This is a genomic window from Cupriavidus sp. C2SS-8b (assembly GCF_057073745.1).
The window spans coordinates 38,937-61,871 of sequence record NZ_CP172717.1; the positions used below are offsets into that span (position 1 = coordinate 38,937).

The 22,935-nt window shown below is 66.7% G+C and carries 21 protein-coding genes; 4 read left to right on the forward strand and 17 right to left on the reverse strand.

What is annotated here, in order from left to right; all coding sequences use genetic code 11:
* Positions 1-5: 5 nt before the first annotated feature.
* The 5 genes from fliJ to fliF are packed head-to-tail and all read right to left on the reverse strand — an operon-like array spanning position 6 to position 5,379.
* Positions 6-458 carry a flagellar export protein FliJ gene (gene fliJ, locus ACIGJB_RS17150; protein ID WP_483733513.1) on the reverse strand — a complete coding sequence of 151 codons (453 nt, stop codon included), beginning with the start codon at positions 456-458 and terminating at the stop codon, positions 6-8.
* Positions 451-1,902, reverse strand: a complete 1,452-nt coding sequence (gene fliI / locus ACIGJB_RS17155) for a flagellar protein export ATPase FliI (protein WP_483733514.1) — start codon at positions 1,900-1,902, stop codon at positions 451-453. Before fliI ends, fliJ begins: the two co-directional genes overlap by 8 nt.
* A complete protein-coding gene (gene fliH / locus ACIGJB_RS17160) occupies positions 1,895-2,671 on the reverse strand; it encodes a flagellar assembly protein FliH (RefSeq protein WP_483733515.1) in 777 nt (258 codons plus the stop codon). The genes fliI and fliH overlap by 8 nt, the downstream gene beginning before the upstream one ends.
* Entirely contained in the window at positions 2,658-3,677 is a 1,020-nt protein-coding gene (fliG, locus tag ACIGJB_RS17165) for a flagellar motor switch protein FliG (protein WP_483733516.1), read from the reverse strand. The genes fliH and fliG overlap by 14 nt, the downstream gene beginning before the upstream one ends.
* Entirely contained in the window at positions 3,664-5,379 is a 1,716-nt protein-coding gene (fliF, locus tag ACIGJB_RS17170; RefSeq protein ID WP_483733517.1) for a flagellar basal-body MS-ring/collar protein FliF, read from the reverse strand. The genes fliG and fliF overlap by 14 nt, the downstream gene beginning before the upstream one ends.
* Positions 5,380-5,822: 443 nt before the next feature.
* Between fliF and fliE the strand changes: the two genes are divergently transcribed.
* Complete coding sequence (fliE, locus tag ACIGJB_RS17175) at positions 5,823-6,146, forward strand: flagellar hook-basal body complex protein FliE (protein WP_211949966.1); 324 nt, start codon at positions 5,823-5,825, stop codon at positions 6,144-6,146.
* Between the two features lie 88 nt (positions 6,147-6,234).
* Here fliE and ACIGJB_RS17180 read toward each other — a convergent pair whose 3' ends face one another.
* The 8 genes from ACIGJB_RS17180 to ACIGJB_RS17215 all read right to left on the reverse strand — a co-directional run bounded on the left by ACIGJB_RS17180 (position 6,235) and on the right by ACIGJB_RS17215 (position 12,428).
* Entirely contained in the window at positions 6,235-6,516 is a 282-nt protein-coding gene (locus ACIGJB_RS17180) for an EscU/YscU/HrcU family type III secretion system export apparatus switch protein (protein WP_483733518.1), read from the reverse strand.
* Positions 6,513-7,784, reverse strand: coding sequence for a flagellar hook-length control protein FliK (fliK, locus tag ACIGJB_RS17185; RefSeq protein WP_483733519.1), 1,272 nt, complete (start codon positions 7,782-7,784; stop codon positions 6,513-6,515). Before fliK ends, ACIGJB_RS17180 begins: the two co-directional genes overlap by 4 nt.
* Positions 7,785-7,886: 102 nt before the next feature.
* Positions 7,887-8,219 carry a flagellar protein FliT gene (locus ACIGJB_RS17190; RefSeq protein WP_483733520.1) on the reverse strand — a complete coding sequence of 111 codons (333 nt, stop codon included), beginning with the start codon at positions 8,217-8,219 and terminating at the stop codon, positions 7,887-7,889.
* 25 nt (positions 8,220-8,244) lie between these two features.
* The gene (gene fliS / locus ACIGJB_RS17195; RefSeq protein ID WP_483733521.1) at positions 8,245-8,646 is read right to left on the reverse strand and encodes a flagellar export chaperone FliS; all 402 of its coding nucleotides are present in this window, start codon (positions 8,644-8,646) and stop codon (positions 8,245-8,247) included.
* A 20-nt stretch (positions 8,647-8,666) separates the two neighbouring features.
* The gene (gene fliD / locus ACIGJB_RS17200) at positions 8,667-10,088 is read right to left on the reverse strand and encodes a flagellar filament capping protein FliD (RefSeq protein ID WP_483733522.1); all 1,422 of its coding nucleotides are present in this window, start codon (positions 10,086-10,088) and stop codon (positions 8,667-8,669) included.
* A 49-nt stretch (positions 10,089-10,137) separates the two neighbouring features.
* Positions 10,138-10,509 carry a flagellar protein FlaG gene (locus ACIGJB_RS17205; protein ID WP_483733523.1) on the reverse strand — a complete coding sequence of 124 codons (372 nt, stop codon included), beginning with the start codon at positions 10,507-10,509 and terminating at the stop codon, positions 10,138-10,140.
* A gap of 134 nt (positions 10,510-10,643) precedes the next feature.
* On the reverse strand, positions 10,644-11,882 hold the full coding sequence (locus tag ACIGJB_RS17210) for a FliC/FljB family flagellin (RefSeq protein ID WP_483733524.1): 1,239 nt from the start codon (positions 11,880-11,882) through the stop codon (positions 10,644-10,646).
* A gap of 225 nt (positions 11,883-12,107) precedes the next feature.
* Entirely contained in the window at positions 12,108-12,428 is a 321-nt protein-coding gene (locus ACIGJB_RS17215) for an RNA chaperone Hfq (protein ID WP_483733525.1), read from the reverse strand.
* An 858-nt stretch (positions 12,429-13,286) separates the two neighbouring features.
* On the opposite strand from ACIGJB_RS17215, the gene ACIGJB_RS17220 reads away from it, so the two are divergent.
* Both ACIGJB_RS17220 and ACIGJB_RS17225 read left to right on the forward strand, forming a co-directional pair.
* A complete protein-coding gene (locus ACIGJB_RS17220; RefSeq protein WP_483733526.1) occupies positions 13,287-15,170 on the forward strand; it encodes a methyl-accepting chemotaxis protein in 1,884 nt (627 codons plus the stop codon).
* A 179-nt stretch (positions 15,171-15,349) separates the two neighbouring features.
* Positions 15,350-16,927 (forward strand): MDR family MFS transporter, encoded by a 1,578-nt coding sequence (locus tag ACIGJB_RS17225; protein ID WP_483734703.1) that lies wholly within the window; start codon positions 15,350-15,352, stop codon positions 16,925-16,927.
* Between the two features lie 12 nt (positions 16,928-16,939).
* Here ACIGJB_RS17225 and ACIGJB_RS17230 read toward each other — a convergent pair whose 3' ends face one another.
* Positions 16,940-17,854, reverse strand: coding sequence for an oxygenase MpaB family protein (locus ACIGJB_RS17230; protein WP_483733527.1), 915 nt, complete (start codon positions 17,852-17,854; stop codon positions 16,940-16,942).
* 542 nt (positions 17,855-18,396) lie between these two features.
* Positions 18,397-18,660: a hypothetical protein gene (locus ACIGJB_RS17235; protein WP_483733528.1), complete on the reverse strand. Its 264-nt coding sequence runs from the start codon at positions 18,658-18,660 to the stop codon at positions 18,397-18,399.
* 308 nt (positions 18,661-18,968) lie between these two features.
* Between ACIGJB_RS17235 and ACIGJB_RS17240 the strand changes: the two genes are divergently transcribed.
* Positions 18,969-19,427: a BON domain-containing protein gene (locus ACIGJB_RS17240; protein WP_483733529.1), complete on the forward strand. Its 459-nt coding sequence runs from the start codon at positions 18,969-18,971 to the stop codon at positions 19,425-19,427.
* Between the two features lie 101 nt (positions 19,428-19,528).
* On the opposite strand, the gene ku is transcribed toward ACIGJB_RS17240, so the two are convergent.
* Positions 19,529-20,536: a non-homologous end joining protein Ku gene (ku, locus tag ACIGJB_RS17245; RefSeq protein WP_483733530.1), complete on the reverse strand. Its 1,008-nt coding sequence runs from the start codon at positions 20,534-20,536 to the stop codon at positions 19,529-19,531.
* A gap of 249 nt (positions 20,537-20,785) precedes the next feature.
* Positions 20,786-22,762: a response regulator gene (locus tag ACIGJB_RS17250; RefSeq protein ID WP_483733531.1), complete on the reverse strand. Its 1,977-nt coding sequence runs from the start codon at positions 22,760-22,762 to the stop codon at positions 20,786-20,788.
* Positions 22,763-22,935: the final 173 nt, after the last annotated feature.

Sequence of the window (22,935 nt, forward strand, 5' to 3'; positions counted from 1 at the left end):
TGGGCTCAGTTGAGTCGGCTGCCGGCGTCGCGCGCCAGCCGTGCGGCGTATTCGTCGTTGGTGCGCTGCTCGCGGCGCGCGACCACTTGTTCCTCGCGCGCATCGGCGCGCGCGATCAGGGTGTCGAAGGAGTTCAGGCGGCGCTTCTGCTGCTGCCAGTTGCTGCGCCCGGTCAGCAAGTCGGCTTCGGCCTTGTCCAGCGCGGCGGTTTGCTGGCGGATGGCGTGGTCCAGCGAATCCAGGAATCGGGAAAAATCATGCCAGCGGCTGGCGGTCATGCCTTCGGTCGCCACGGCCTGCATGCGCTCGCGGTATTCCTGCCGGTACTGCGTAAGCTGGTTGAGCTGCTGAGCGGCCTGGGTCCGCAGCCCCTGCAGACGGCCGAGTTCGCGCGTAGCGGCATCGGTGTCGTTCTGGGCCAGTTCGGACAACGTCTGCAGGGGATTCGGTTTAGCCATGTTCGCTCCTGTCGAAGAGGCCATGCAGCTGCCCGATCGCATCGTCGTAGCCGGCGCGCTCGTGGATGTCCTGCTGCAGGAAGGCTTCCATCCGGGGGTGGAACCGGATCGCCAGATCCAGTTCGGGATCGTTGCCGGGCACGTAGGCGCCCACGCTGATCAGGTCGCGGTTGCGCTGGTAGCGCGACATCAGCTGCTTGAAGCGGCGCACCGAAGCAAACTGCCCGGGCGGGATCAGCGCGGTCATCGCGCGGCTGATCGAGGCTTCCACGTCGATGGCCGGATAGTGGCCGGCCTCCGCCAGGCTGCGCGAGAGCACGATGTGGCCGTCCAGGATGGCGCGGGCCGAATCGGCAATCGGGTCCTGCTGGTCGTCGCCTTCGGTCAGCACGGTATAGAACGCCGTGATCGAGCCGCCGCCTTCGGGGCCGTTGCCGGTGCGTTCCACCAGCGTGGGCAGCTTGGCGAAGACCGACGGCGGATAGCCCTTGGTGGCGGGCGGCTCGCCGATCGCCAAGGCGATCTCGCGCTGGGCCATGGCATAGCGCGTGAGCGAATCCATGATCAGCAGCACATGCTTGCCCTGGTCGCGGAAATACTCGGCCAGCCGCGTGGAGTACGCGGCGCCCTGCATGCGCAGCAGCGGCGAGCAGTCGGCCGGGGCCGCGACCACGACGGAGCGCGCGCGGCCTTCCGGGCCGAGGATATTCTCGATGAACTCTTTCACCTCGCGGCCGCGTTCGCCGATCAGGCCGACCACGATCACGTCCGCGCTGGTGTAGCGCGCCATCATGCCGAGCAGCACGCTCTTGCCCACGCCGGAACCCGCAAACAGGCCCATGCGCTGGCCGCGCCCCACGGTCAGCATGCCGTTGATGGCGCGCACGCCGGTGTCGAGCACGGTTTCGATCGGCGCGCGCATCAGCGGGTTGATCTGTTCGGCCGACAGCGGTACTTCCTGCGCGGCGCGAATCGGGCCCAGGCCGTCGAGCGGCCGGCCGGCGGCATCGACCACGCGGCCGAGCATGCCTTCGCCCACGGGCAGGCGCTTGGAGCCGGGCTCGCGCGGGGCGCTGGCGCCCTGGGGCTGCGGCGACGGCTCGAGCGGATAGACGCGTGCGCCGGGCAGCAGGCCGACCACGTCGGATTGCGGCATCAGGAACAGGCGGTCCGCACCGAAGCCGACCACTTCCGCTTCGGCCGTGCGCGGGCCGCCGGCCCCGGCGCTGAACTGTCCTGCGGGCAGTTCGATCAGGCAGTCGCTGCCCACGGGCAGGCGCAGGCCCACGGCTTCCAGCACCAGGCCGGCCGCGCGCGTGAGCCGGCCGCAACTGCGCTTGCTGTCGAGCCCGGATATATCCGCCTGCGCCGTGCTCAGCGCATGGCGCCAGTGCTGCGCGTGGGGTACGTGTGCAGCATCCCGGTCGGTGACGGTGTCAGTCATGCGGCGGCTCCCACGGGTCGTCGCGGCCCATGGCCTTGACCACGCGGGTCCAGCGCGTTTCCAGCCTGGCGTCGCGCTCGCCGCTGGCCGCGCTGGCGATGCAGCCGCCCCGTGCGACGGACGGATCCGCGCGCAGGGTCCAGCCGGCGGCTTCGAGTTCGCCCTGCATATGGGCTTCGATCAGGCCCACGTCTTCCGGGTGGAGCAGCAGGCATGGCGAGCCGGACAGCGCCGGTTCGCTCGTGAGCAGTTCGCGCACGGCGGGCAGCAGGACTTCAGGATCGTCCTCCACGCGGCTGCGGACCAGCTGGCGCGCGACGTCGAGCGCCAGCGAGACCAGCGCATCGGACACTTCCTGGTCAACGCCGGCCAGGGCCTGGCGGAAGTTCTCGGCCAGTCCGTGCAGGCGCGTGGCCTCGTTGCGCGCGCCTTCCAGGCCACGCGCATAGCCTTCGCGGTGGCCGTCGCCGTAGCCCTGGGTCTGGCCCTGGGTATAGCCCTGTGCGTAGCCTTCCTTGCGGGCGCCTTCGCGCATGGCTTCGAGCGCCTCGAAGTCGATCGGCGGCGGTGCCGGCTCGGCCGGTGCTTCGTGCACCATCGCCTGCAGCGCGGTGCGGGGGTCCAGCGAATCCATCTGCCAGCGCTGCCAGCCGGTGCCGCGCGCGCGGCGCGGCGCTTCGAACGGGGTAAAGCCGCCGGCGTCGCCGCCGGTGGGGTTTTCGCTACGCTGCGCGATACGTGCGGCCAGGCCGCGCTCAGACATAGGCATCGTCTCCTCCGCCAATCTGGACTTCGCCGGCATCGGCCAGGCGTCTTACCACCTGCAGGATGGCCTTCTGCTCGGCCTCGACCTGCGACACGCGCACCGGGCCCAGCGCATCCAGGTCCTCGCGCAGCATTTCGCCGGCGCGGGTGGACATGTTGCGGATGAACTTGTCGCGCAGCTCCTGCGGCGCGCCCTTGAGCGCGACGATGAGCGATTCGGTGGCGATTTCCTTGAGCACGCGCTGGATGCCGCGGTCGTCGACTTCCAGCAGGTTCTCGAACAGGAACATCTCGTCAATGATCTTCTGCGCCAGGTCGCCGTCGTGCAGGCGCACGCCGTCGATGACGGCCTCTTCGTGCGCGGTGCTCATCAGGTTGATGATCTCGGCCGCGGTGCGCACGCCGCCCATGCGGCTGCGCTTCAGGCTCTGGCCCGACAGCAGCTTGGACAGCACGTCCGTCAGCTCCTGCAGCGCGCCCGGCTGCACGCCGCCGAACGTGGCGATACGCAGGATCACGTCGTTGCGCAGGCGGTCGGTGAACATGCCGAGCACCTCGGATGCCTTCTGGCGGTCGAGGTGGATCAGGATGGTGGCGATGATCTGCGGATGTTCCTCGCGAATCAGTTCTGCCACGGAGGTCGAATCCATCCAGTTCAGCGAGTCGATGCCGCTGCCCGGATCGCGCGATTCCAGGATGTCCTCGATCACGGACTGGGCGCGCTCTTCGCCGAGCGCCTTGTTCAGCACGCTGCGGATGAACGAGCTCGAATCGACGTTCAGCGCCAGGTACTGCTCGGTCTCGCCGCGGAACTCGCTCAGCACGCCGGCCATCTCTTCGCGCGTGACCGAGCGGAGCTCGGCCATGGCGGAACCCAGTTCCTGCACCTCGCGCTGGGACAGGTGCTTGAATACCTCGGCGGCGGCGTCCTCGCCGATCGCCATCATCAGGATGGCGCTCTTCTGCAGGCCGGTGGCGGGAGAGGCGGAGGCGGCTTTAGCGGAGGTCATTGCCAATCCAGTTCTTGATTACGCTGGCAACCAGGCGCGGGTCGCGTTGCGCGGCATCGCGCACCAGTGCCAGGTCACTTTCATACTTCGCGGCCAGCCGCAGGACTTCCGGATTGGACGGCTCTTCGGGCGGCAGCAGTTCGGCGGCGGCTTCTTCTGCCGCCACGGGCGCCGGCAGCGGCGGGGCGGTGTAGCGGCGCAGCAGCGGGCGCGCCACCTTGAACCATGCGAATAGTGCCAGCAGCGCCAGCAGCAGGTAGCCCGCGCCGGTCTTGGCCAGGTCGATCATTTCAGGTTGCTTCCACAACGGCAGTTCGGGCGTCACTTCGCGATCGGAGGTGAACGGGCTGTTCACCACATTGATCGAATCGCCACGATCGGTAGAGAAGCCCATGGCTTCCTTGGTCAGGTTCTGGATCTGGGCCAGCAATGCCGGCGGCAGCGGCTGCGCGACCATCTTGCCCTTGGCGTCGGGCTGTTGCCGGTAGTTGACCACCACTGCCACCGACAGGCGGCGCACGCCGCCCGGCGCCTGCTGCACGTGGCGCACGGTGCGGTCGATTTCGTAGTTGACGGTGGAGTCGCGGCGGTTGCTGCTCGGGCCGCTGGAAGCGGTCGAGCTCGAACCCTGTGCGACCTGGGCCTGTCCTGCCTGCGCGCCTTGGGGCTGCGCGGGCGCGCCGGCCTGGCCGGGCGCTTGTCCGGCGCGCGGCGTCTGCGCGGTGGTGATCGGTGCCGCGGCCGGTGCCGGCGGCTGGTTGGACAGCGCGCCTGGCACGCCGCCCGGCGGGGTCGCGCCTTGCTGGTTCGATTCGCTGGTCTGCTGGCTGCGGATCGCCGCGTGGGTCGGGTCCTGGTTCGGCTTGTAGCTCTCGTCGGTGTGCTCGACGATGGAGAAATCCACGTCGGCCGTCACCTGGGCGCGCACATTGTCCTTGCCGACGATCGGCGTCAGGATCGATTCGATGCGCTTGAGGTAGTTCTGTTCCAGCGCCTGGACGTACTTGAGCTGGGTGGCATCGAGCATGCGCTCGTTGCCGCTGTTCGACAGCAGGTTGCCGTGCTGGTCGACGATGGAGATCGCCTTGGGCGTCAGTTCCGGCACGCTCGACGACACCAGGTGGCTGATCGCCGCGACCTGGCCTTCATCGATGGCACGGCCCGGGTAGAGTTGCAGCACGATCGACGCCGTGGGCTTCTGGCGCTCGCGCACGAACAAAGTCGGCTTGGGAATGGCCAGGTGCACGCGGGCCGACTGCACGGCCGCGATCGATTCGATCGAGCGCGCCAGCTCGCCTTCGAGCCCGCGCTGGTAGTTGACCTGTTCGGCGAACTGGCTGATGCCGAACTTCTGGTTGTCCATCAGTTCCAGGCCCGTGTTGCCGCTCTTGGGCAGGCCTTGCGAGGCCAGGCGCAGGCGCGTCTCGTGGACCCGTTCGGCCGGCACCATCACCGCGCCGCCGCCTTCGGCGAACTTGTACGGCACGTTCATCTGCTGCAGCGATTGCAGCACTGCGCCGCCGTCGCGCTCCGACAGGTTGCTGTACAGCACCTTGTAGTCCGGCGCGCGCGACCACAGCACCGCGACGGCGATGGCCGCGGCCAGCGCCGCGCCAGCCAGCATCATGGGCAGCTTCGGATTGGCCTTGAGGCGCTCGATCATTTCACCCGAGCGGCCGGGCAAGGACACCGCCGCGGTCATGCGCACGCTCCGGTCAGGGCCGGGCCGTGGTCCCGATCGCTCTGGCGATGGAGATCGCCATGGACGTCGGCACGCCTCACTTCCGCACGGCTCATTTCAGGCTGCTGAGAAAACACGCGTACTCCCGGGATGGTTGTCTGGAACATCGCACCGGACGGGAGACGCAAGGCGAAGCCCGCGCCTTTCCGGCACGGTAGCGATGATCGGGCAACGCGGGCAGCCACAATCCGGTGAATAGGCCGGGTTTTCCTCCCGATTTCGGCTGATGGAGCGCTGGCGGCGGCAGGTACGCTTGGCCCGCTGAAATTGGGCGACGAATGCACGCGAGCTGGCCGCAATGTGAATCCCGCGGCATGTTCCGGCGGCATTCGCGCGCCTGGCTTATCGTCAAACAACAGGAACCGGTACCGGCGCTCCAGCCCGGCCGGCAGGAAACCCGTCTCATGACCACGCTATCTCCCATCGAGGGCATGCTGCAGCAACTGCGCGGCCTGGCCCAGACTGCCACCGGCAACAGCTCGCAAGCCGCCGCGCCCGCTGCGGCCGGCGGCTTCGCCGGCGAACTGCAACGCAGCCTGAGCCGCATCAATGCATCGCAGGAACGCGCCTATGGGCTGTCCGAGGCGTTTGAGCTGGGCAAGCCGGGGGTGGCGCTCAATGACGTGATGATCGAACTGCAGAAGGCCAATGTGTCGTTCCAGACGGGGGTGCAGGTCAGGAACCGGCTGGTGCAGGCGTATCAGGAAATGATGAATATGCCGGTGTAAGGCCGTGCCGGCATGGCGTCGGCACACTGGATATCAGGCAGCCCCTGTGCCGCGCGAGCGGGCAGGGGCTGTTTGCATTGGGGCGGAATCAGTCCGGCGCGTCAGTGCCGGCTTCGAGCTGGTAGAGCCAGGCCAGCAGTTCGGCGATGGCGACATAAAGCTGCGGCGGGATGTGACTGTCCAGATCGACCTGCATCAGCAGGTTCACAAGCGAGGGCGAGCCATGGACGTAGACGCCGGCTTCGCGGGCGCGTGCGATGATGGCCTCGGCCACTACGCCATATCCCTTCGCGACCACGCGTGGTGCGTTGTCGTCCGTCCGGTACGACAAGGCGATGGCGGCGCCGCGCCCCGGATCGGCTTGGCTCATGCCGCATCTCCGTCAACCATGCTGTCGCGTGTTTCCACGTTCAGTCGCTGCAGCATGATGCCTTGGGCTTCCAGCTGGCTGCGCAACTGCGGGCGTGCCTCGATAAAACGTGCAGCGACATCTGTCTCGGCTGTGGCCAGGCGTGCTTCGAGTCCGCCCGGTCCGAACGTCAGCACGGCCTCGACAAGACCAAGTTTGGGCAGCTGCAACTGCAGGCGGCTGGACCACTGGCGCGCGGCGCCCGGCGCGTCTTGTCCGGCGGCGCTGTCGTCCTGGCGCGTGATATCCCATTCCATCGGCGTGCCGGGCCAGGCTTCACCGGCGAAGCGAAACTGCTGGGTAGCGAGCAGTTCGAGCTGCTGGCGCACAACGCCTTCGGTGGACGGGTGAATGGCGGGGCCTTGCGGCGCTTGCTGCTGCGACGGGTCCGTACCGAGGTTCATCAGCGAAGTGTGGCGCGACACGGATATATGGTCCGGCGCGCGTCCGGCATCCGCAGTGGCCTGGTAGGCTTGTGTGGCGACCGACGCGGCGGAAGGCCGCGACGGCATGCCGTCCGCCGGCGGCGCGTCCTTGCTGTAAGCCGCATGGGATCCCGTTCCCTGGTGAATCCCCTGCTCGGCTGGCGCGTGGGTGTGCGCGATGCGCGGGTTCCCCGGTGCTGCCAGTGCCTCGGCGAGCAGCTGAGATGCGGGAATCGTCGTCGGTCCGGCTGAGCGGACCAGATCGGACGCGGTGGCACTCGCTGCGCCCGACGGTCCGTTGTACGTCAGCATCGGTGCGTCCGAGCCGGCTTTCGCGGCCGGCGGCTGGGCGGGAAACGTGGATAAGAGGGGCCGACCGAGCGGGGCCTGAGGCTGCCGCAGGATGTTTCCCAGCGGGCGCGAACCCGCCACCCATTGAGCCAGGTGGGATTCGTAGAACAGCCCGCTTTCGTCCACGAGTGAAGACAGTGCGGCTGCCACCGCTGCGCTGCTGCCCGCCGCTGGTGGCGCCGGCAGCAGCGGGCCGGCGGATCGCAGCGGCTGCGCTGGCGTGCCATCCATCAGCGTGAGAATGGCACGTGCGGCGAAGCTGAGCGATTCACGCGTGGAAGTGCCTGGCGGTAGCGTGCCGGGGCCAGTCTGGCCATTGGCTGCCCTGGCTGCCTGGCCATTGCGGATGGCCTGGTCGGTCGAGTTCTGCACGCCGGACTCGGACGCATCCAGCACGGGCTGGAGAATCGCGACCTTGTCGGGCGTGGTAATCCCCGCGCGCGGCGGCTGCACATCGGCTGTCTGGGAGGCCAGACCAGGAGGGAGATGGATGCCGGTCATCAGGCCGGAGAAGGCGAAGCGGGCAGGCTGCGGGGCCGACCCGTCTTTGGGGGGTTAAGCCGTCGCGCCGTAAGCGGCGTTCAGGTCGAACTGGCGGCGCGAGCTGGACAGCAGGCCGCCGAGACGCTGGAGCTGTGGCATGGCCAGGTCGCGGATGCGGGCGTCATACGTCAGGATGCGGTCCAGGAGCTGGTAGCGGCGCATGCGTTCGGCGTCGGAGAACGGTGCGTCATGGTCAAGCTGGCGCAGCCGGTCGACAAGTGCCAGGTAGCTCGGCTGCAACGAGGTGACCGTGTCCCAGTCCGCGAGCTGCGCGGCTTCAAACATGCGGCCCGACAGCGCGAGGATTTCCTCGTAGCAAGTGACGATGAGAGAGTATTGAGCCATTTCAGTTGCCCCGCGACGTGGTTGGTTACGCTGCCTGATGGGACGATTCGTCGATCTGTGCCCAGGCCGAGGCCAGGTTTTCCAGGAGACGGTCGACTTCATCGAGCATGGCGCTGTCGCTATGCAGGTTGGCCAGCATCAGGCGGCGCACCATGTATTCGTACAGCGACTCCAGGCTGGCGGAAATCTCGCCGCCTGCTTCATGATCCAATACCGCGCGCAGGCCGTTATCGACGATGTCGATTGCCTTCGAGATAGCGTTGCCACGCGCGACGATCTCACCGTTATCCAGGTGGAACTTTGCGCGCGCGATGGCGGCGCGGGCGCCGTCATAGAGCATTGTGATCAGCTTGTGCGGACTGGCGCTCATGGCACCGGTCTGGACGCCCACCTGGGCGTAGGTATTGATGGCTTGGCGGGCGAACATGGTTGGCTCCCGGTAGGGTGTTACTTGCTTGACGAGTTGTTCAGCGCAGTGAACTGCTGTGTCAGGTAGCTGCTAGTGCGGTTCATCTGGCTGACGATCAGGTCCAGTTGAGTGAACTGGGCCTTGTAACGGTCCATGGTGGCGTTGATGCGATCCTGCGTGCTGCTGTAGTTCTTCTCGAGGTCTTTCAGCGTCTTGGTGATGCCGTCCTGGGCATTCTTGAGCGTGCCGTTTGTCTTGGTCAGCCCATCGACGTAGTCGGTCACCCGCTTGCCGATGCCGCCGGCGTCCGTGGTGCTCGAGAACATCGCGGTGACACCGCCAAGGTTCGTATTGAGCGCCTTGGTCAGCTTGGTATCGTCGATGGACATGGTGCCTGCCTTGGCGTCGAACTTGATGCCGATGTCCGCCAGCGTGATGGTGCCGCCGTTGCCGTCCGACATGGCGCCGCCAAGCATTGAGCGCAGGCGCTGCTGGATCGATCGTAGCGTGCTGTCGCCGGTCAGCGCGGCAGAAGTTTTCGCTGTCGTGTCGAACGCCGTCAGCGTCTGGGCCGTGCTCTGGATGTTGTTGTACGCCGTGACGAATGCCTGGATTGACGACTTGATGGAATCGTTGTCACGCGTGATCGTCAGTGACGTGGTGCCGGTCTTGGTCAGGTTCATCGTCACGCCCTGCGCCGCGTCGACCACAGTATTGCTCTGGCTCACGACGTCGATGCCGTTGATCTTCAGCGTGGCATTGGCCGGCGGAACCTTTTGCTCCATGGCGTTGCCGGTGGCCGTCGGGGCAGGGTCAAAGGCAACCAGGTTGTTCAACTCGGTGGTTGCCGACGATACGCGCATGGTGGCCTGCGTACCGGTCTTGTCCGAAGTCAGGACCAGGCGGTAAGGCGTGCTGCTGCCGTCGTTGACAATGCTTGCCGTGACGCCGATGCCGGCTTTATTGATGGCATCTCGGACATCCGCCAACGAGGCGTTGGCGGCAATGGTGACCTTCTTCGTGCTCGTCGGCGTGGCCGTAGCGTCGGTGGCCAGCGCCTCGCCGAAATCGAACACGATGTCGCCGCCACTGCCTGCAATCGAGGTCTTCTGGTCGGCAACCCCGCCGCCGACCAGCGACTGGGCCGTCGCGAGCGTGCCGATGGTGATGCTGTAGTTGCCGGGCACTGCATTGGAGGCCGTAGACACTGACATGATGTCCGTCGAACCCACCGTCGCCTTGACGGCGGCAAACGTGGTCGCGTCGGCGAGCTTCTTGGCGGCGGCCTGGTAGGCGCTCACCACGCTTTGCACCTGGCCGAAGGCTGACAGCTTGGCCTGGTAGCTTTTGGCCTGCGCGTTGATGGCATCGAGTGGAGCCTGCTCGGCAGTTTGCAACTGGGAAAGCAGGGTGTTCAGGTCCAGATTGGAGCCAACGCCGAGGGAGGAGATCGATGCCATTTTTTATTACCTCTTCTTCAACTGATGTTGCTATGCGTGGTGGCCGCGCTCAGACGGCCTGGCTGACGAACAGCCCTTGCAGCTTGTGGATGGCGCGCGCAATCCGCATGACTTCTACGGTGGGCATCTGCCGGATCAGTTCGCCGGTTTCCTTGTCCACTACCTTGGTGATGACGCGGTGAGTGCTGTCATCGATTTCAAAGCGCAGGCTGATTGACGTGGATTTCAGCGCATCGACCAGTTCACCAACAGCTGCCGACGTCTCTGCGGGTGCGCCTGAAATTTGGGTACGATTGGCATCGGGCTTGTCCGCAGCACCGGGCGTCTGGGTGAGTGCCGCCACCGGTGTGGCAATGGCGCCTGTGGACACTTCGGATGGCGGTCGCACTGCGATCGGAGTCACTATCGGGGAAGACGCCATGGTTTGCTCCGTCCGGTTTGGCGTGATTCAACATCGGAAAGAAACGTTTTGCAGGCAGTGGTCTGCCTGCAAAACGCTCCCGGCAAAAAGGCCGGGCCTTGCGGCCCAGCCTCTTCTTGCCAGTGCGGATGCGATTAACGCAGCAGCGACAGCACGCCTTGCGTGGTTTGGTTAGCTTGCGCCAGCACCGACGTACCAGCTTGTTGCAGGATGTTCGCGCGGGTCATGTTCGACACTTCCGTGGCGTAGTCAGCGTCCTGGATGCGCGAACGCGAGGCCGACAGATTGGTCACGGCGGTGCCCAGGTTGGAGATCACCGAGTCAAAGCGGTTTTGCACCGCGCCCAGCGAGCTGCGCAGGTCGTCAACCTTCTTGATGGCGGCGTCGATCGAAGCCAGCGGGCTGGCGGTCGAGCCGGTTTGCAGGCTGGCCACGGAGATCTTCGACGTGTCGACGGTGAAGGCAGCGGTGCCGGCGGTCGTGGTCGTGTCGGCCGACTGCGGATCCAGAGCGACGTAGCGGTACATCGAGGTGCCGTTCACGGCGCCGGTGAAGCCCTGGTTGATCAGCGACGTGGTTTCGCCGGCGCTGTTGGGAGTGATCGCCACTTCCGCGTACAGCGTACCGTTCTTGTCGGCAACCGCGTTGCCGGTGAGGACCGCGCCACCGGCGGCCAGGCCGAGCTTGGTCGACAGGTCGTCGGTAGTCTTTTCCGCCACGGTCGTGGTGGTGACCGCCGTGGTGGAGCCATAGAGCGCTTGCAGTTGCGCAGCGGTGGGAGCATCGCCGGCGGCGGAAGCGGTCGTGCCGTCGAAGGCGAAGGCGGCCGTCGCGGTCGGGCCGGCGACATTGAAGCCTTGCATGCCCAGCGTCTTCGAGCTGATTTCCGTCAGGTTGATCGAGATGGTTTCGCCATCGTTCGCGCCAACCTGGACCGTCAGCGGCTTGGCGCTGCTCGACAGGACCTTCACGCCATTGAAGTCGGTTTGTTGCGACGTACGGTCGATTTCAGCCAGGCGCTGCGTGATTTCGTCCTGAATCGACTTCAGGTCCGAACCCGAGTTCGAGCCGTTGGCGGCCTGCACGCTCAGTTCGCGGATACGTTGCAGGTTGTTGTTGACTTCGGTCAGCGCGCCTTCCGTGGTCTGGGCCAGCGAGATGCCGTCGTTCGCGTTACGCTGAGCTTGGGTCAGGCCCTTGATGTTGGCGGTGAAGCGGTTCGCAATGGCTTGGCCAGCGGCGTCATCTTTGGCGCTGTTGATGCGCAGGCCCGACGACAGGCGTTGGATCGCGGTGTTCAGCGACGACTGCGAAGCGTTCAGGTTGTTCTGAGTCATCAGAGACAACGAATTGGTGTTAATGACTTGCGCCATTTACGACTCCTGTATGCAAAGGTTTTTGGCATTCCGGCTGCTAGCCGTAACGTTGGCCTGCCTGCTTTGCAGGGCGTAGAGTGCCTCCGTTGCTTGGGTTATCGACAGGCGTCGGGAAAGGTTTAGAGTGACTTTTTCGGGGATTGCAACAGCAAGGGTCGCGATGGCCGGGTGTCCCGCGAGCCTGCGTGGTGCCGGAAGATCGAGTGTCTGCGGGCCCGCGCCTTACCTGCGCCGCCGCTTGCGCGGCATATAAATAGGCACGAAATCCGGCGACAGATCCGGTTGCGGCGCAGGCAGGGCTTCGCCGCCAGCGCTGGCAGGCGCAATCATGGCAATCGCATGCTTGTACACCGCGATTGGCTTGCGGTCGTCCAGGTCCTTGCCAAGCACGAGCACATATTCGTCCACGGCGATTGCGATGCCTTGCAGCCGGGTCCCGTTGCACAGGTGCACGACAAGCGGCGCCCGGCTGACGGCATGGAGCGACAGTTGCTGGTCCTGCAGTTTCTGGCCGTTTCGCGGGGGCCTGGTTTCCTTCTTCACGACGACTCCGGAAGAGCCCGCAAGGGTTCTGGCGGCTGATGGCGGTCCGCCGACCGGTACCCTCTGGAAGTATGGTCCGGTCAGCGAGATGGGCGAAACATTCGCTCTCGATACCGGTGCGGGGACGGGCCGCGTGGACAGGATCCGGCAAGAGATCGTTGTCTTCCGCGCGCTTGCCGGCGCCGGGTGCAGCCAGGTGAGAAGGGGAATACTTCAGGGGTGAGGGTAACAAATTTTTTACAAAGACCGGCGGAGCGGGCGTTGTCGAGAAATTAGAGGTTTTCCTCTAAACAGTGAGTTGTCGGTGCGCCGATCTTTAGGTAGGGGCCTGTCGACCACAGGTCGACAGGCAGCCTTGGCATTCCAGAAATGCCGATGGGCTTGGAAGGCAGGAATAAGTGAATGCTGACATGTCAATCCTGTGGTCTGGTGGATGCACGCAATGCGGCGCTGATAAAGCGCAGCATCGGGCTCATCAGCCTTGGCTTCACTGATAGAAGCAGGATTTACACCTCATGTAAGCAGGTTTATATTCATGCCAGAGCTAACTGGCTCTGAAGCAGTCCTGGAAAGCCTACGAGCACCCCGCGCGTGGGCTTCTTTTTTTGGCCCGCGTCGAACTGGCTGCGCCTCTCGGCGCACCGCAGCCATGTGGCCATCGGGATGCCTGGCAGGATTAAAAGGCACATGCCGGCCTCGCCATCGCAAGAAATGCGGGGACTTTCCCCGTCAATTCCAAATTCCCTTCAAGAAGTGTTCGGTCATCGCCGATAGGCAGCCGTGCGCCGGTTGCCAGCGGCAACGATCCCGTGCGCGCTCGACAAGAACATTGATCTACGAATGTCCGGAGGGAGTGAGATGGCCTGGTTGCGAAATCTCGGCATAGGGACGCGTTTGTCCCTCGCCTTTACGCTGGTGGTGGTGCTCCTGATCGGCGTCGCTGTCTATAGCGTGACATCGCTGGCGGGCATGAATGCCTCCATGCACATGACCGTGGAGGGGCGCCTGCTCAAGGTCATCGACCTGGGCCACGTCAAGGAGAACGCGCTGGAAATCGGCGTGATGGTGCGTGATGCCGCCCTGACCGAAGACGCTGCGCTGGTCCAGCGCAATACGCAGCGCATCGAAGGCATGCGCAAGGACATGGGCAGCACGCTCGACGCGCTGGGCAAGCTGATCGCGGCTTCCGGCCGCCCCGACCTGCAGAAGACCTTTTCCGATCTCAATACCGCGCGCGAGGCGTATAACGGCCAGCTCGACATGGTCCTGCGCCAGCTGGGCTCGGGCGAATTCGCCGGCGCGCGCTCCGCGCTGGTAGCGACCCTTCCTGCCGCGCAAGCGCCGTATTTCGAGAAGCTCGATGAAATCATGGCCGGCGGGCGCAACCTCGCTCTGGCCGCCGTCAAGCAGGCCGATGAAGGCTTTGCCTGGACGCGCAATGTGCTGCTCGGCCTGACCGCACTGGCGGTGCTGCTGGCGGTGGTGATGGGGACGGCGATCACGCGCTCGATCACCGGCCCCGCGCGCGACGCGCTGGAAGCCGCCGAGGCCCTGGCCACCGGCAACCTGCGCCATGCGTTCACCGTGCGCAGCAGCGACGAGATGGGCCGCATGCTGACAGCGCTGGAACGTGCGTTTCGGCATTTGGCGGCGCTGGTGCATGGCATCCAGCAGGCCTCCGGCTCGATTGACGGGGCCACGCGCGAGATCGCGCGCGGCAACACCGACCTGTCCCAGCGCACGGAGCAGCAGGCCGCTTCGCTGGAGCAGACCGCTGCGTCGATGGAACAGCTCACCTCCACGGTGCGCCAGAACGCCGATAACGCCCGGCAAGCCAACCAGCTCGCGGTCAGCGCGTCCGAGGTGGCTACCGAAGGCGGCCGCGTCGTGCGCGACGTGGTGCAGACCATGGACAGCCTCTCCAAATCGTCCACGCAGGTGGCGGAGATTACCGGCGTCATCGAAAGCATCGCCTTCCAGACCAATATCCTGGCGCTCAATGCCGCAGTGGAAGCCGCGCGCGCGGGCGAGCAGGGCCGGGGTTTCGCGGTCGTGGCGTCCGAGGTCCGCAACCTTGCACAGCGCTCCTCGGCCGCGGCCAAGGAGATCGCCGGGCTGATCGGCGGCTCGGTGCGACAGGTGCAGGACGGCGCGCGTCAGGCCGAACAGGCGGGCAGGACGATGGACGACATCGTCGGCGCCGTGCGGCGCGTGACCGACATCATGGGCGAGATTTCCGCGGCCAGCTCGGAGCAGACGTCGGGCATCGAGCAGGTCAGCCTGGCCGTGACGCAAATGGAAAGCATGACGCAGCAGAACGCCGCACTGGTCGAGCAAGCCGCCGCCGCCGCGGAGAGCCTGATGCAGCAGGCCGGCGGGCTGGTGACCGAGGTGGGCCGGTTCGAGGTGGCCCAGGGCCCGCTGGCAGAACCCAGGCCGGCCGTGGCGGTTCCGGCTCGCCAGATGGAGCCCGCACCGGTGCCGCCGCAATCGGTGCCGGTGGCGCGCACCGTATCGGCACGTCACCGCGCTCCGGCCGTGCCGGCCGCGACGCGCCCGCCGGTGCAGCGCAAGGCGCAGCCCCAACCGGTGCTGGCCAGGCGCCCGGCTCCGCTGCCGGCGACCGAGCGTCAGCCCGTCAGGCGGCAGCGCCAGGAACCAGTGCTCAGGTCCGGCGCGCGCCGGATCAACGCGGCCAGCCAGCCGGCGATGGCGGAAAGCGGCGATTGGGAAACCTTCTGATCCGCAGCACCGCGCCATATGCCGCGCCGTCGCGCGTCCCTTGCGGGGCCGGCGTCGGCGTGGATGTCTCAAAGCGCCTACAATAGCCGCTCTTCCTGATCCTCGAAGCAAGAGCAGGCGGGCCCACCTGGCGCATGCGGCGCCCCGCGCGGCCGCCACGCCTGCCGCCGCTGGTGCCGATGCCCGCCGTTCCCTCCCAGCCGCCCCGCGCGGCAGATGCGTCCTCTTCTTCCCCTTCGTCTTCTTCGGCCGCCGCACCGCAGCCGCCGGTCATGCAGATCCTGTTCGGCCTGATGCTCGCCATCCTGCTTGGCGCGCTCGAACAGTCGATCGTCGCCGTGGTGCTGCCCGAGATCGCCCTGCAGCTGCGCGGCTTCGAAGACATGGCGTGGGTTATTTCGGCGTACCTGGTGGCCTCGACCGTGGCCACGCCGATCTACGGCAAGCTGTCCGACGTGCTGGGCCGGCGCTCGGTCCTGTCCTTCTCGATCGTGCTGTTCCTGCTGGCCTCGGTGATTTGCGCGCTGGCGCAGACCATGCCGCAGCTGATCGTGGCGCGAATCCTTCAGGGCCTGGGCGGGGGCGGGCTGATCTCGGTCTCGCAGGCCGCCATTGCGGACGTGGTGCCGCTGCGCGATCGCGGCCGCTACCAGGGCTATGTGAGTGGCGTGTGGGCGGTGGCCAGCATGGCCGGGCCAGTGATCGGCGGCTACCTCGCCCATTACCTGTCCTGGCGCTGGATTTTCTGGATCAACCTGCCGCTGGCCTTGCTGGCGCTGGTCGTGGTGCGGCGCGCGCTGCGCTTCCTGCCGGTCAGCGGCCGGCGACACCGCATCGATTACCTCGGCGCGCTGCTGTTCGGCGGCGGGCTCAGTGGCGTGCTGGTGTTCCTGACGCGGCTCGGGCAGGGCCATTCGCCGCTGCGCGCCGACTCGCTGGCGCTGCTCGTCGCCGGCGTGGTCGCGCTGGCGCTGTTCATCTGGCAGGAGCGCCGCGCGGCCGATCCGGTGATCCCGCTTGCCATGCTGCGCGTGCCGACCGTGGCCATCTGCTGCGCCACGCTGTTCTTCTGCTTCTTCCAGCTGATCGCCATGTCCGTGCTGCTGCCGTTGCGCTTCCAGGTCGTGGGCGGCGCGCAGGCCGACGCCGCGGCCCTGCGGCTGGTACCGCTGACGCTGGCGATTCCGTTCGGCGCCTACGCGGCGGGGCGGATCATGTCGTGGACCGGCCGCTACAAGCCGCTGCAGATGGCGGGCGCCTCGGTGGCGCCGCTGGCCATCGTGGCGCTGGCCTTTGTCGATCCGGCCTCGGTATGGCTGTGCGTGCCGGTGATGGTGGTCCTGGGGTTCGCGATCGGCCTGCAGTTGCCGAGCGGCCTGGTGGCCACGCAGAACGCCGTGCCGCCGCAGCAGGTGGGGATTGCCACGGCACTGACGTCGTTTTCGCGCATGCTCGGTGGCGCGGTCGGCGTGGCGGTGCTGACCACGGTGCTGATCGCGCTGCTGCGCCACGGCGGCATGGCGGTCACCGACCTGTCGGGCGGCGAAGATGTGCTGATGAGCATGTTCCACCGGGCGCTGGCGGCCGACACGCCGGCGGCGGATGCGGCAGCCGTGCGCCAAGCCGCCGAGCGCGCGTTCCGCCTGCTGTTCCTGATGAGTGCCGCGGTGTCGCTGCTGTCGCCGTTCCTGGTCGCGCGCCTGCGCGAAGCCACGCTGCGCGGCAGCCCTGCCGCGGCCCCTGCCGCGGCCGAATAGCCTGACGCCCGATCAGGCGGCGCGCGCCATGCGCCGCCGCGCGCGGGCTGCCAGTCCGGCGCCGAGCGCCCAGCGCAGCGTCGGCGCCAGCACGCGCATTCCGGCCAGCGCCACGGGACGGCGGATCGACGGGCCATCGAGTTCCAGCATCTGGCGGGCCCAGTCCGGCAGCAGTGCAATGCCGGCATGGGCCATCACGCGCACTGCCGGGACCAGCATCGGGTTGGCCACGGGCAGCTTCATTACCAGCCGTGCCACCTCGCGCGTGCGCGCGCCGGCTTCGAGATGCGGGCGCATGGCTTCCAGATAGGCGGCCACCGCCGCGCGCGAGCGCGGAACGCCAGTGGCGCCCAGCAGTTCGGCGACCTGTGCGACCTCGTTGTAGTAGCGGTCCTGTTCGGCTTCACTGAGCGGCCCTACGTAGCGCAGGTACCCAGCCAGGAAGCTGGACACTTCTGCCACGTGCACCCATGTCAGCAGGGCCGGGTTGTCAGCGGCATAGGGCCGTCCGTCCGGCGCGCTGCCGCGGATGTGCGCGTGGATGCGCCGCACGCGGTCGATCAGAGACATGGCGTCCGCGCGGCTGCCGTAGGTGGTGCCCGCGATGAACTGCGCGGTACGCCCCAGCCGGCCCTGCATATCCGCGCGAAACGTCGAATGGTCCCAGACGCCGGCCAGTGCGAGCGGGTGCAGCGTCTGCATCAGCAAGGCGCTGACGCCGCCCGCCAGCATGGCCGGGAAATCGGCATGCACGCGCCAGCAGATCGCGTCGGGGCCAAACAGCCCCGGGTCGCCGGGTGGATTGTCGTAGTCCAGTGTCAGGCCCGAGTTGCTGCGCGTGAGCGCGCGCACCTGCGCGCCGGCCGTGGTTCGCAGGCGGCTGGCAATGCGGTCGAGGAGCTGGCCCTGGCGGGTGGAAGCTGGCAAAAGGGGATGGATACGTGGGCGAGTCCCGGTCAGGATACACGGGAAGGTGTGCAGATGCCGGCCCCGACAGGGCTAATGACTTTGGCTGGAAATAAAGAGGCTCATCGCTGCCCCCGACTAACCGACTAGTGAGCCGCGCAGCAGCCGAAGGCGATGATGCGATATCGCGCCCACTGGCGGGCCACGGACAGGTTCGGGGCTGGTTCAATCATTGCTGGAGAGCCTGCATGCGGACGCGCTCCACGCGGCAGGCAGCCGGGCAGACTCTGAAGCGAGTACCCGTACGAAATTCTCCGCACGCTACGCTCAATATTCGCCCGTTAGGGCAAGCGACGCGTTTTTTGGTTACTTTTTGTCGCTCGGACAAAAAGTGACTCGCAGGCTACGCCTGCGAAACAGCGGCGCCTGCCAAGAACGACGCCCCCAGTCATAACCTCAGCCCCCCGCCCCCCAACCACAACGCCCCCAGACCAAAGAAAAGGCCGGACTTCCAAAGAACCCCGGCCTCGCTGTTTCGGCGCCTCAATGGCACCGGTCAGCCGTCATTGCTGGCGACCACCCGACGATCCACTACCCGATCCGCCTTGTCCCTGCTGATGACCTTGCTGCGAGCCCTTGCCGCTTTCCTGCTGCTGCTGGCCCATACCCTTGTCTTGGTTACCCATTTGTCCGCCGCCTGAGCGCTGGCCGCTCTGGTTGGAACCCTGCTGGCCACTGTGTTGCCCGCCTTGCGACTGTTCTTGCTGTCGCTGGCCCTGGCCTTGTTGGCCCTGTTGGGATTGCCCCGGCTGCTGTTGCTGTCCCATCACTCTCTCCATGGACGCGGCGAACTGCCGCGTGGTGCTTGTCGCAAGCCATATGCCAGGTCCGCCCCGCACGCCCCATGGCGGGATTCCGGTGGTCGGCCGTGACGGTTTCACTTCGGATTTACAAAGCGTTGTCGCGATTTACACAGCCGCAGACCAGTCGGGCAGCCAACACCGCACATTGCGCCAGCGGCCATCCAGCCCAGGGCGGGTACGGGGATTGCGGATGACTACATCGTGGACTGCCCACGCCGCGGCGCGCTTGGCGCGCGCGCGGGCCATGCGAATTGACCGCCAAGGAGGAAACCATGCGACCCAGCCGACCTACTGCTCCGATCCTGCGCAAGGCTTGTCTGGCGGCAGCACTGGCCGCCGCCGCAGGCAGCGTTTTCGCGCTGGATGCCGGCGGCTTCATGCGCACGGCCGTCGACACGGATGCGACGACTGCGCCGCCCAATTCCGCGCCCGGCATGCCGGGCCGCGCCGAGATCAACCGCGATACGGCACCCCCGCCGAGCCATGACGCGGGCGCCGCCACGGCCAAGCAGGCCGTCTCCGACAGCACCATCACCACCAAGATCAAGACCAAGCTGCTGTCGACCAAGGACCTGAAGTCGACGGGCATTCACGTGAAGACCAAGGATGGCACGGTCAACGTGAGCGGAACCGTGCCGAGCCAGGAACAGCACGACATGGCGTTGCAGACCATCCGCGGGGTGGAAGGCGTGATGTCCGTCAACGACTCCCTGAAGGTGTCGTCGCGCTGAACGGCTTGTGCCGTGATGCATGATTGCGGGCCCTGACGCATGGCGCAGGGCCCGTTTCTTCCATACCCTCTGATGCAGGCGCTATCGGGCCGCACGGGCCGCTACGCTTGCTTGCGTCGCGCCGTGCTCCGAGCGGATGATGTCTTGCCCGCAGCGGCGTGCGTGGACCGCTTGGCCGATGCCCGGCTGCCGGCTGCGCGCTTCGCGGGCGCTGCATGTTTCTTCGCGGGCGCACGGCTGCTCTTGCCCTTGGTTTTGCGCGGCGCCTCGTCTTCTTCTGGCTCGCTCTTGTCAGCGCCGCGCTTGCCGTGGTGATCCAGGCTCTTCTTGAGCAGCGCCACCATGTCGATGACCTTGGCACCCTGGCGCGGGGCTTCCTCTTCTTCGGCGGCGGGCGTGAGCTGATGGGTCTTGCCTGATTCGATTTTCTCGTCGATGCGGGCCATGAGATCGTCGCGATAGGTGTCGCGATATTGCTCTGGCGACCACGCCTCGCTCATGTCCTCGACCAGCTTGACGGCCATCTCGATCTCCCGCGCATGGGCACCGCTTCCCTTTGCGCCGGAGGTTTTCGGGAGCTTGAGGTCCGAGATCGGCAGCACCTCGTCGGCGAAGCGCATGGTGTTGAGCACCAGCGCGCCTTCCTGGACCAGCATGGCGGCCAGGTGCTGCCGGTTGCGCAGCACCACCAGCGCGAGCGCGGCGCGCCCGGTGCGGCGCATGGTTTCCAGCAGCAGCGCATAGCCGCGTTCTCCGCGCTTGTCGGGCTCCAGGTAATAGGGCGTGTCGAAGTAGTAAGGCGGAATCTCGTCGGCCTGCACGAAGCTGACGATATCCACGGTCTGCGTGGCTTCGACATTGGCCTGCCGGAAGTCCTCGTCGCTCAGCAAGACGTATTCGTCCTTCTCGTACTGATAGCCCTTGACGATGTGTTCCTTGTCGACCGGCTTGCCCGTGCTCTTGTTGATGCGCTGGTAGCCCACCGGTGCCATGTCGCGCACGTCCAGCAGGTCCAGGTCGAGCGACTGGCTGCGCGATGCGGGCCGCAGCACGACCGGGATATTGACCAGGCCGAAGGTGATCGCGCCCTTCCAGATGATGCGTGACACGATGCGTCTCCTTGCGTCATGGGCTGGCCCGCTGCGGCGGCGGAGGCGGCTGGTCGCCCGGCGGCGGATCGACGACGGGCTCGGGCTCGGGCGCGCCCGGCGGCTGTTCCGGTGGCGGGACTTCCGGCTTGTGCGAGGGGGTGTCGGGGTCGGGGGTGGTATGCATGGTTCGGAACTCCGGTAAATGGGTGAAGCAAGTTGGGTCGCGTTGGATCATGTCGAGTCGTGTCGGGTTGCGTCAGGTCCGCGTCAGTCGCCAGGCTCTTCGAACAGCCGGTTCAGGGACTCCAGGCTGGCCGGCTTGACCAGATGGCGGTCGAAGCCCGCTTCCAGCGCACGGCGGCGGTCCTCCGGCCGTCCGTAGCCGGTCAGCGCCACCAGCGTGGCGCCGCGCATCTCGGGCAGGGCACGCAGCCGGCGGGCGGTTTCAAAGCCGTCCATGGTCGGCATGCCCAGGTCGAGCAGCACCACCTCGGGCTTGACTTCGGGTGCGCGCGCGACCGCGCTCTCGCCATCGGCCGCGGTGACCACGGTGTGTCCCAGCGCCCGCAGGGTCATGCTCATGGCTTCGAGCGCATCGGTGTTGTCATCGACCACCATGATCACGCGCGGCGGTCCGGATGGCCGCTGTGCCACGGTGTCCGCCGGATGCCAGTTCTGCCACGGCTCGATCGGGAGCTCGACGATAAAGGTGCTGCCTTCGCCCGGCCCCGGGCTTTCGGCGCGAACACGGCCGCCATGCAGCCGCACGAGCTGCTGCACCAGCGTCAGGCCGATACCCGGACCTTCGGGCACGGCAAGCTGCTCGCCGTCGGCGTCGGGTTCGCCGTCGAATGGGTCGGTATCGCCGGCCACGGTTCCGGGTTCCCCCGGCGCCAGCGGGTCGAACAGCAAGCGCTGCAAGGTCTGGGTCAGGCCCATGCCGTTGTCGTGGACGCGGACGGCGACGCGTCCGTCCATCGTCGTGGCATCGATGCGGATCTGGCCGCCGGCCGGCGTATAGGCGGCCGCGTTATGCAGCAGGTTGCTGAAGATCTGGGTGAGCCGGACCATGTCGCCGCGCACCGGCAGCGGCTGTTCCGGCAGGGCCAGCCGCAGCGTGTGCTGCTGCGCTTCCAGGAGCGGCCTCACGGCTTCGACCGCGGTGTTGAGCGCACCGCGCAGTTCCACAAGGTCCTGCCGCAATGTGATGGTTCCGCGGTTGAAGCGCGAGATGTCGAGCAGATCGTCCACCAGTTGCGACAGGTGCCTGAGCTGGCGCCCGATCACGTCGCGTGCGCGGAACGTGTCCGCGGGGGTGGGCGCGGGCTGCTGCAGCAAGTCCACGGCGCTGCGCATCGGCGCGAGCGGGTTGCGCAGTTCGTGCGCGAGCATGGCCAGGAACTGTTCCTTGCGACGCTCTTCGCCGAGCAGCGCGCGGCGCGCACGGTTCTGCGTCGTCACGTCCTGGCAGGTGCCGGCCACGCGCCGGACGGTGGCGTCGCTGCCGCGCATCGGCAAGGCGCGGGCGCGGATCTCGCGGATGCTGCCGTCGGTGCGCACGAGCTGGAATTCGATATCGAGCTGGCCGTCCTCCAGCATGCTGGCAAACGCCTGCGCCACGCGGGCCCGGTCGGCCGGCGCCACGCGCGTCAGGCAACACTGCGGATCTTCGAGTATCTTCTCGGTCGGCTGGCCACACAGGTCCGCAAAACGCGGGCTGACGAACAGCAGGCGCCGGTCGCGCGCGTCGAGCAGCCAGACCACGTCGACCAGCGATTCGGCGAGCTGGCGGAACATGTCCTCGTTGTCGTGCAGCGCCTGGCTGGTGCGATGGAAGGCATCTTCGGCGCGGCGCAGGCGCAGCAACGAGTCGATGCTGGCCACCAGTTCCTCGGGCTCGGCCGGCTCGGCGATAAAGCTGTCCGCGCCACATTCGAGCGCCTGCACGCGTTGCGACGAAGAGGCGAGCGCAGGGGAGGTCAGCAGGATCGGCATATGCGCCAGGTTGGGATCGGCCTTCAGCAGGCGGCAGACGTCGAGGCCGCTGATATCGGGCAGCTGGAGCGCCAGCAACACCAGCGCGGGCGCATGCTGGCGCGCCAGCGAGAGGGCCGCCTGGCCGGTCGACGCCTCGATCACCGAGAAGCCCGCGCGCTGCAGGATGCTGCTTTTCACATAGCGCGGGCCTTCGCCGTCTTCCACATTCAGGATCAGGCGTCCTTGTCGGGCAGCGCTCGCGTTCATGGCCTGAACCCCTGGCATCGCGGCAGCGCGGCGCATGACGTTGTAAGACTTACCTTGTACGGTTGCAGGCGTCTTGTAGCAATTACATGGCGATGGATGCTCACGGCGTCGTTCCCCCTTGCGTGGCTGCGTCTTGCGCAGGTGGCCGGCCCCTTATGAATGGGACCGCAGGA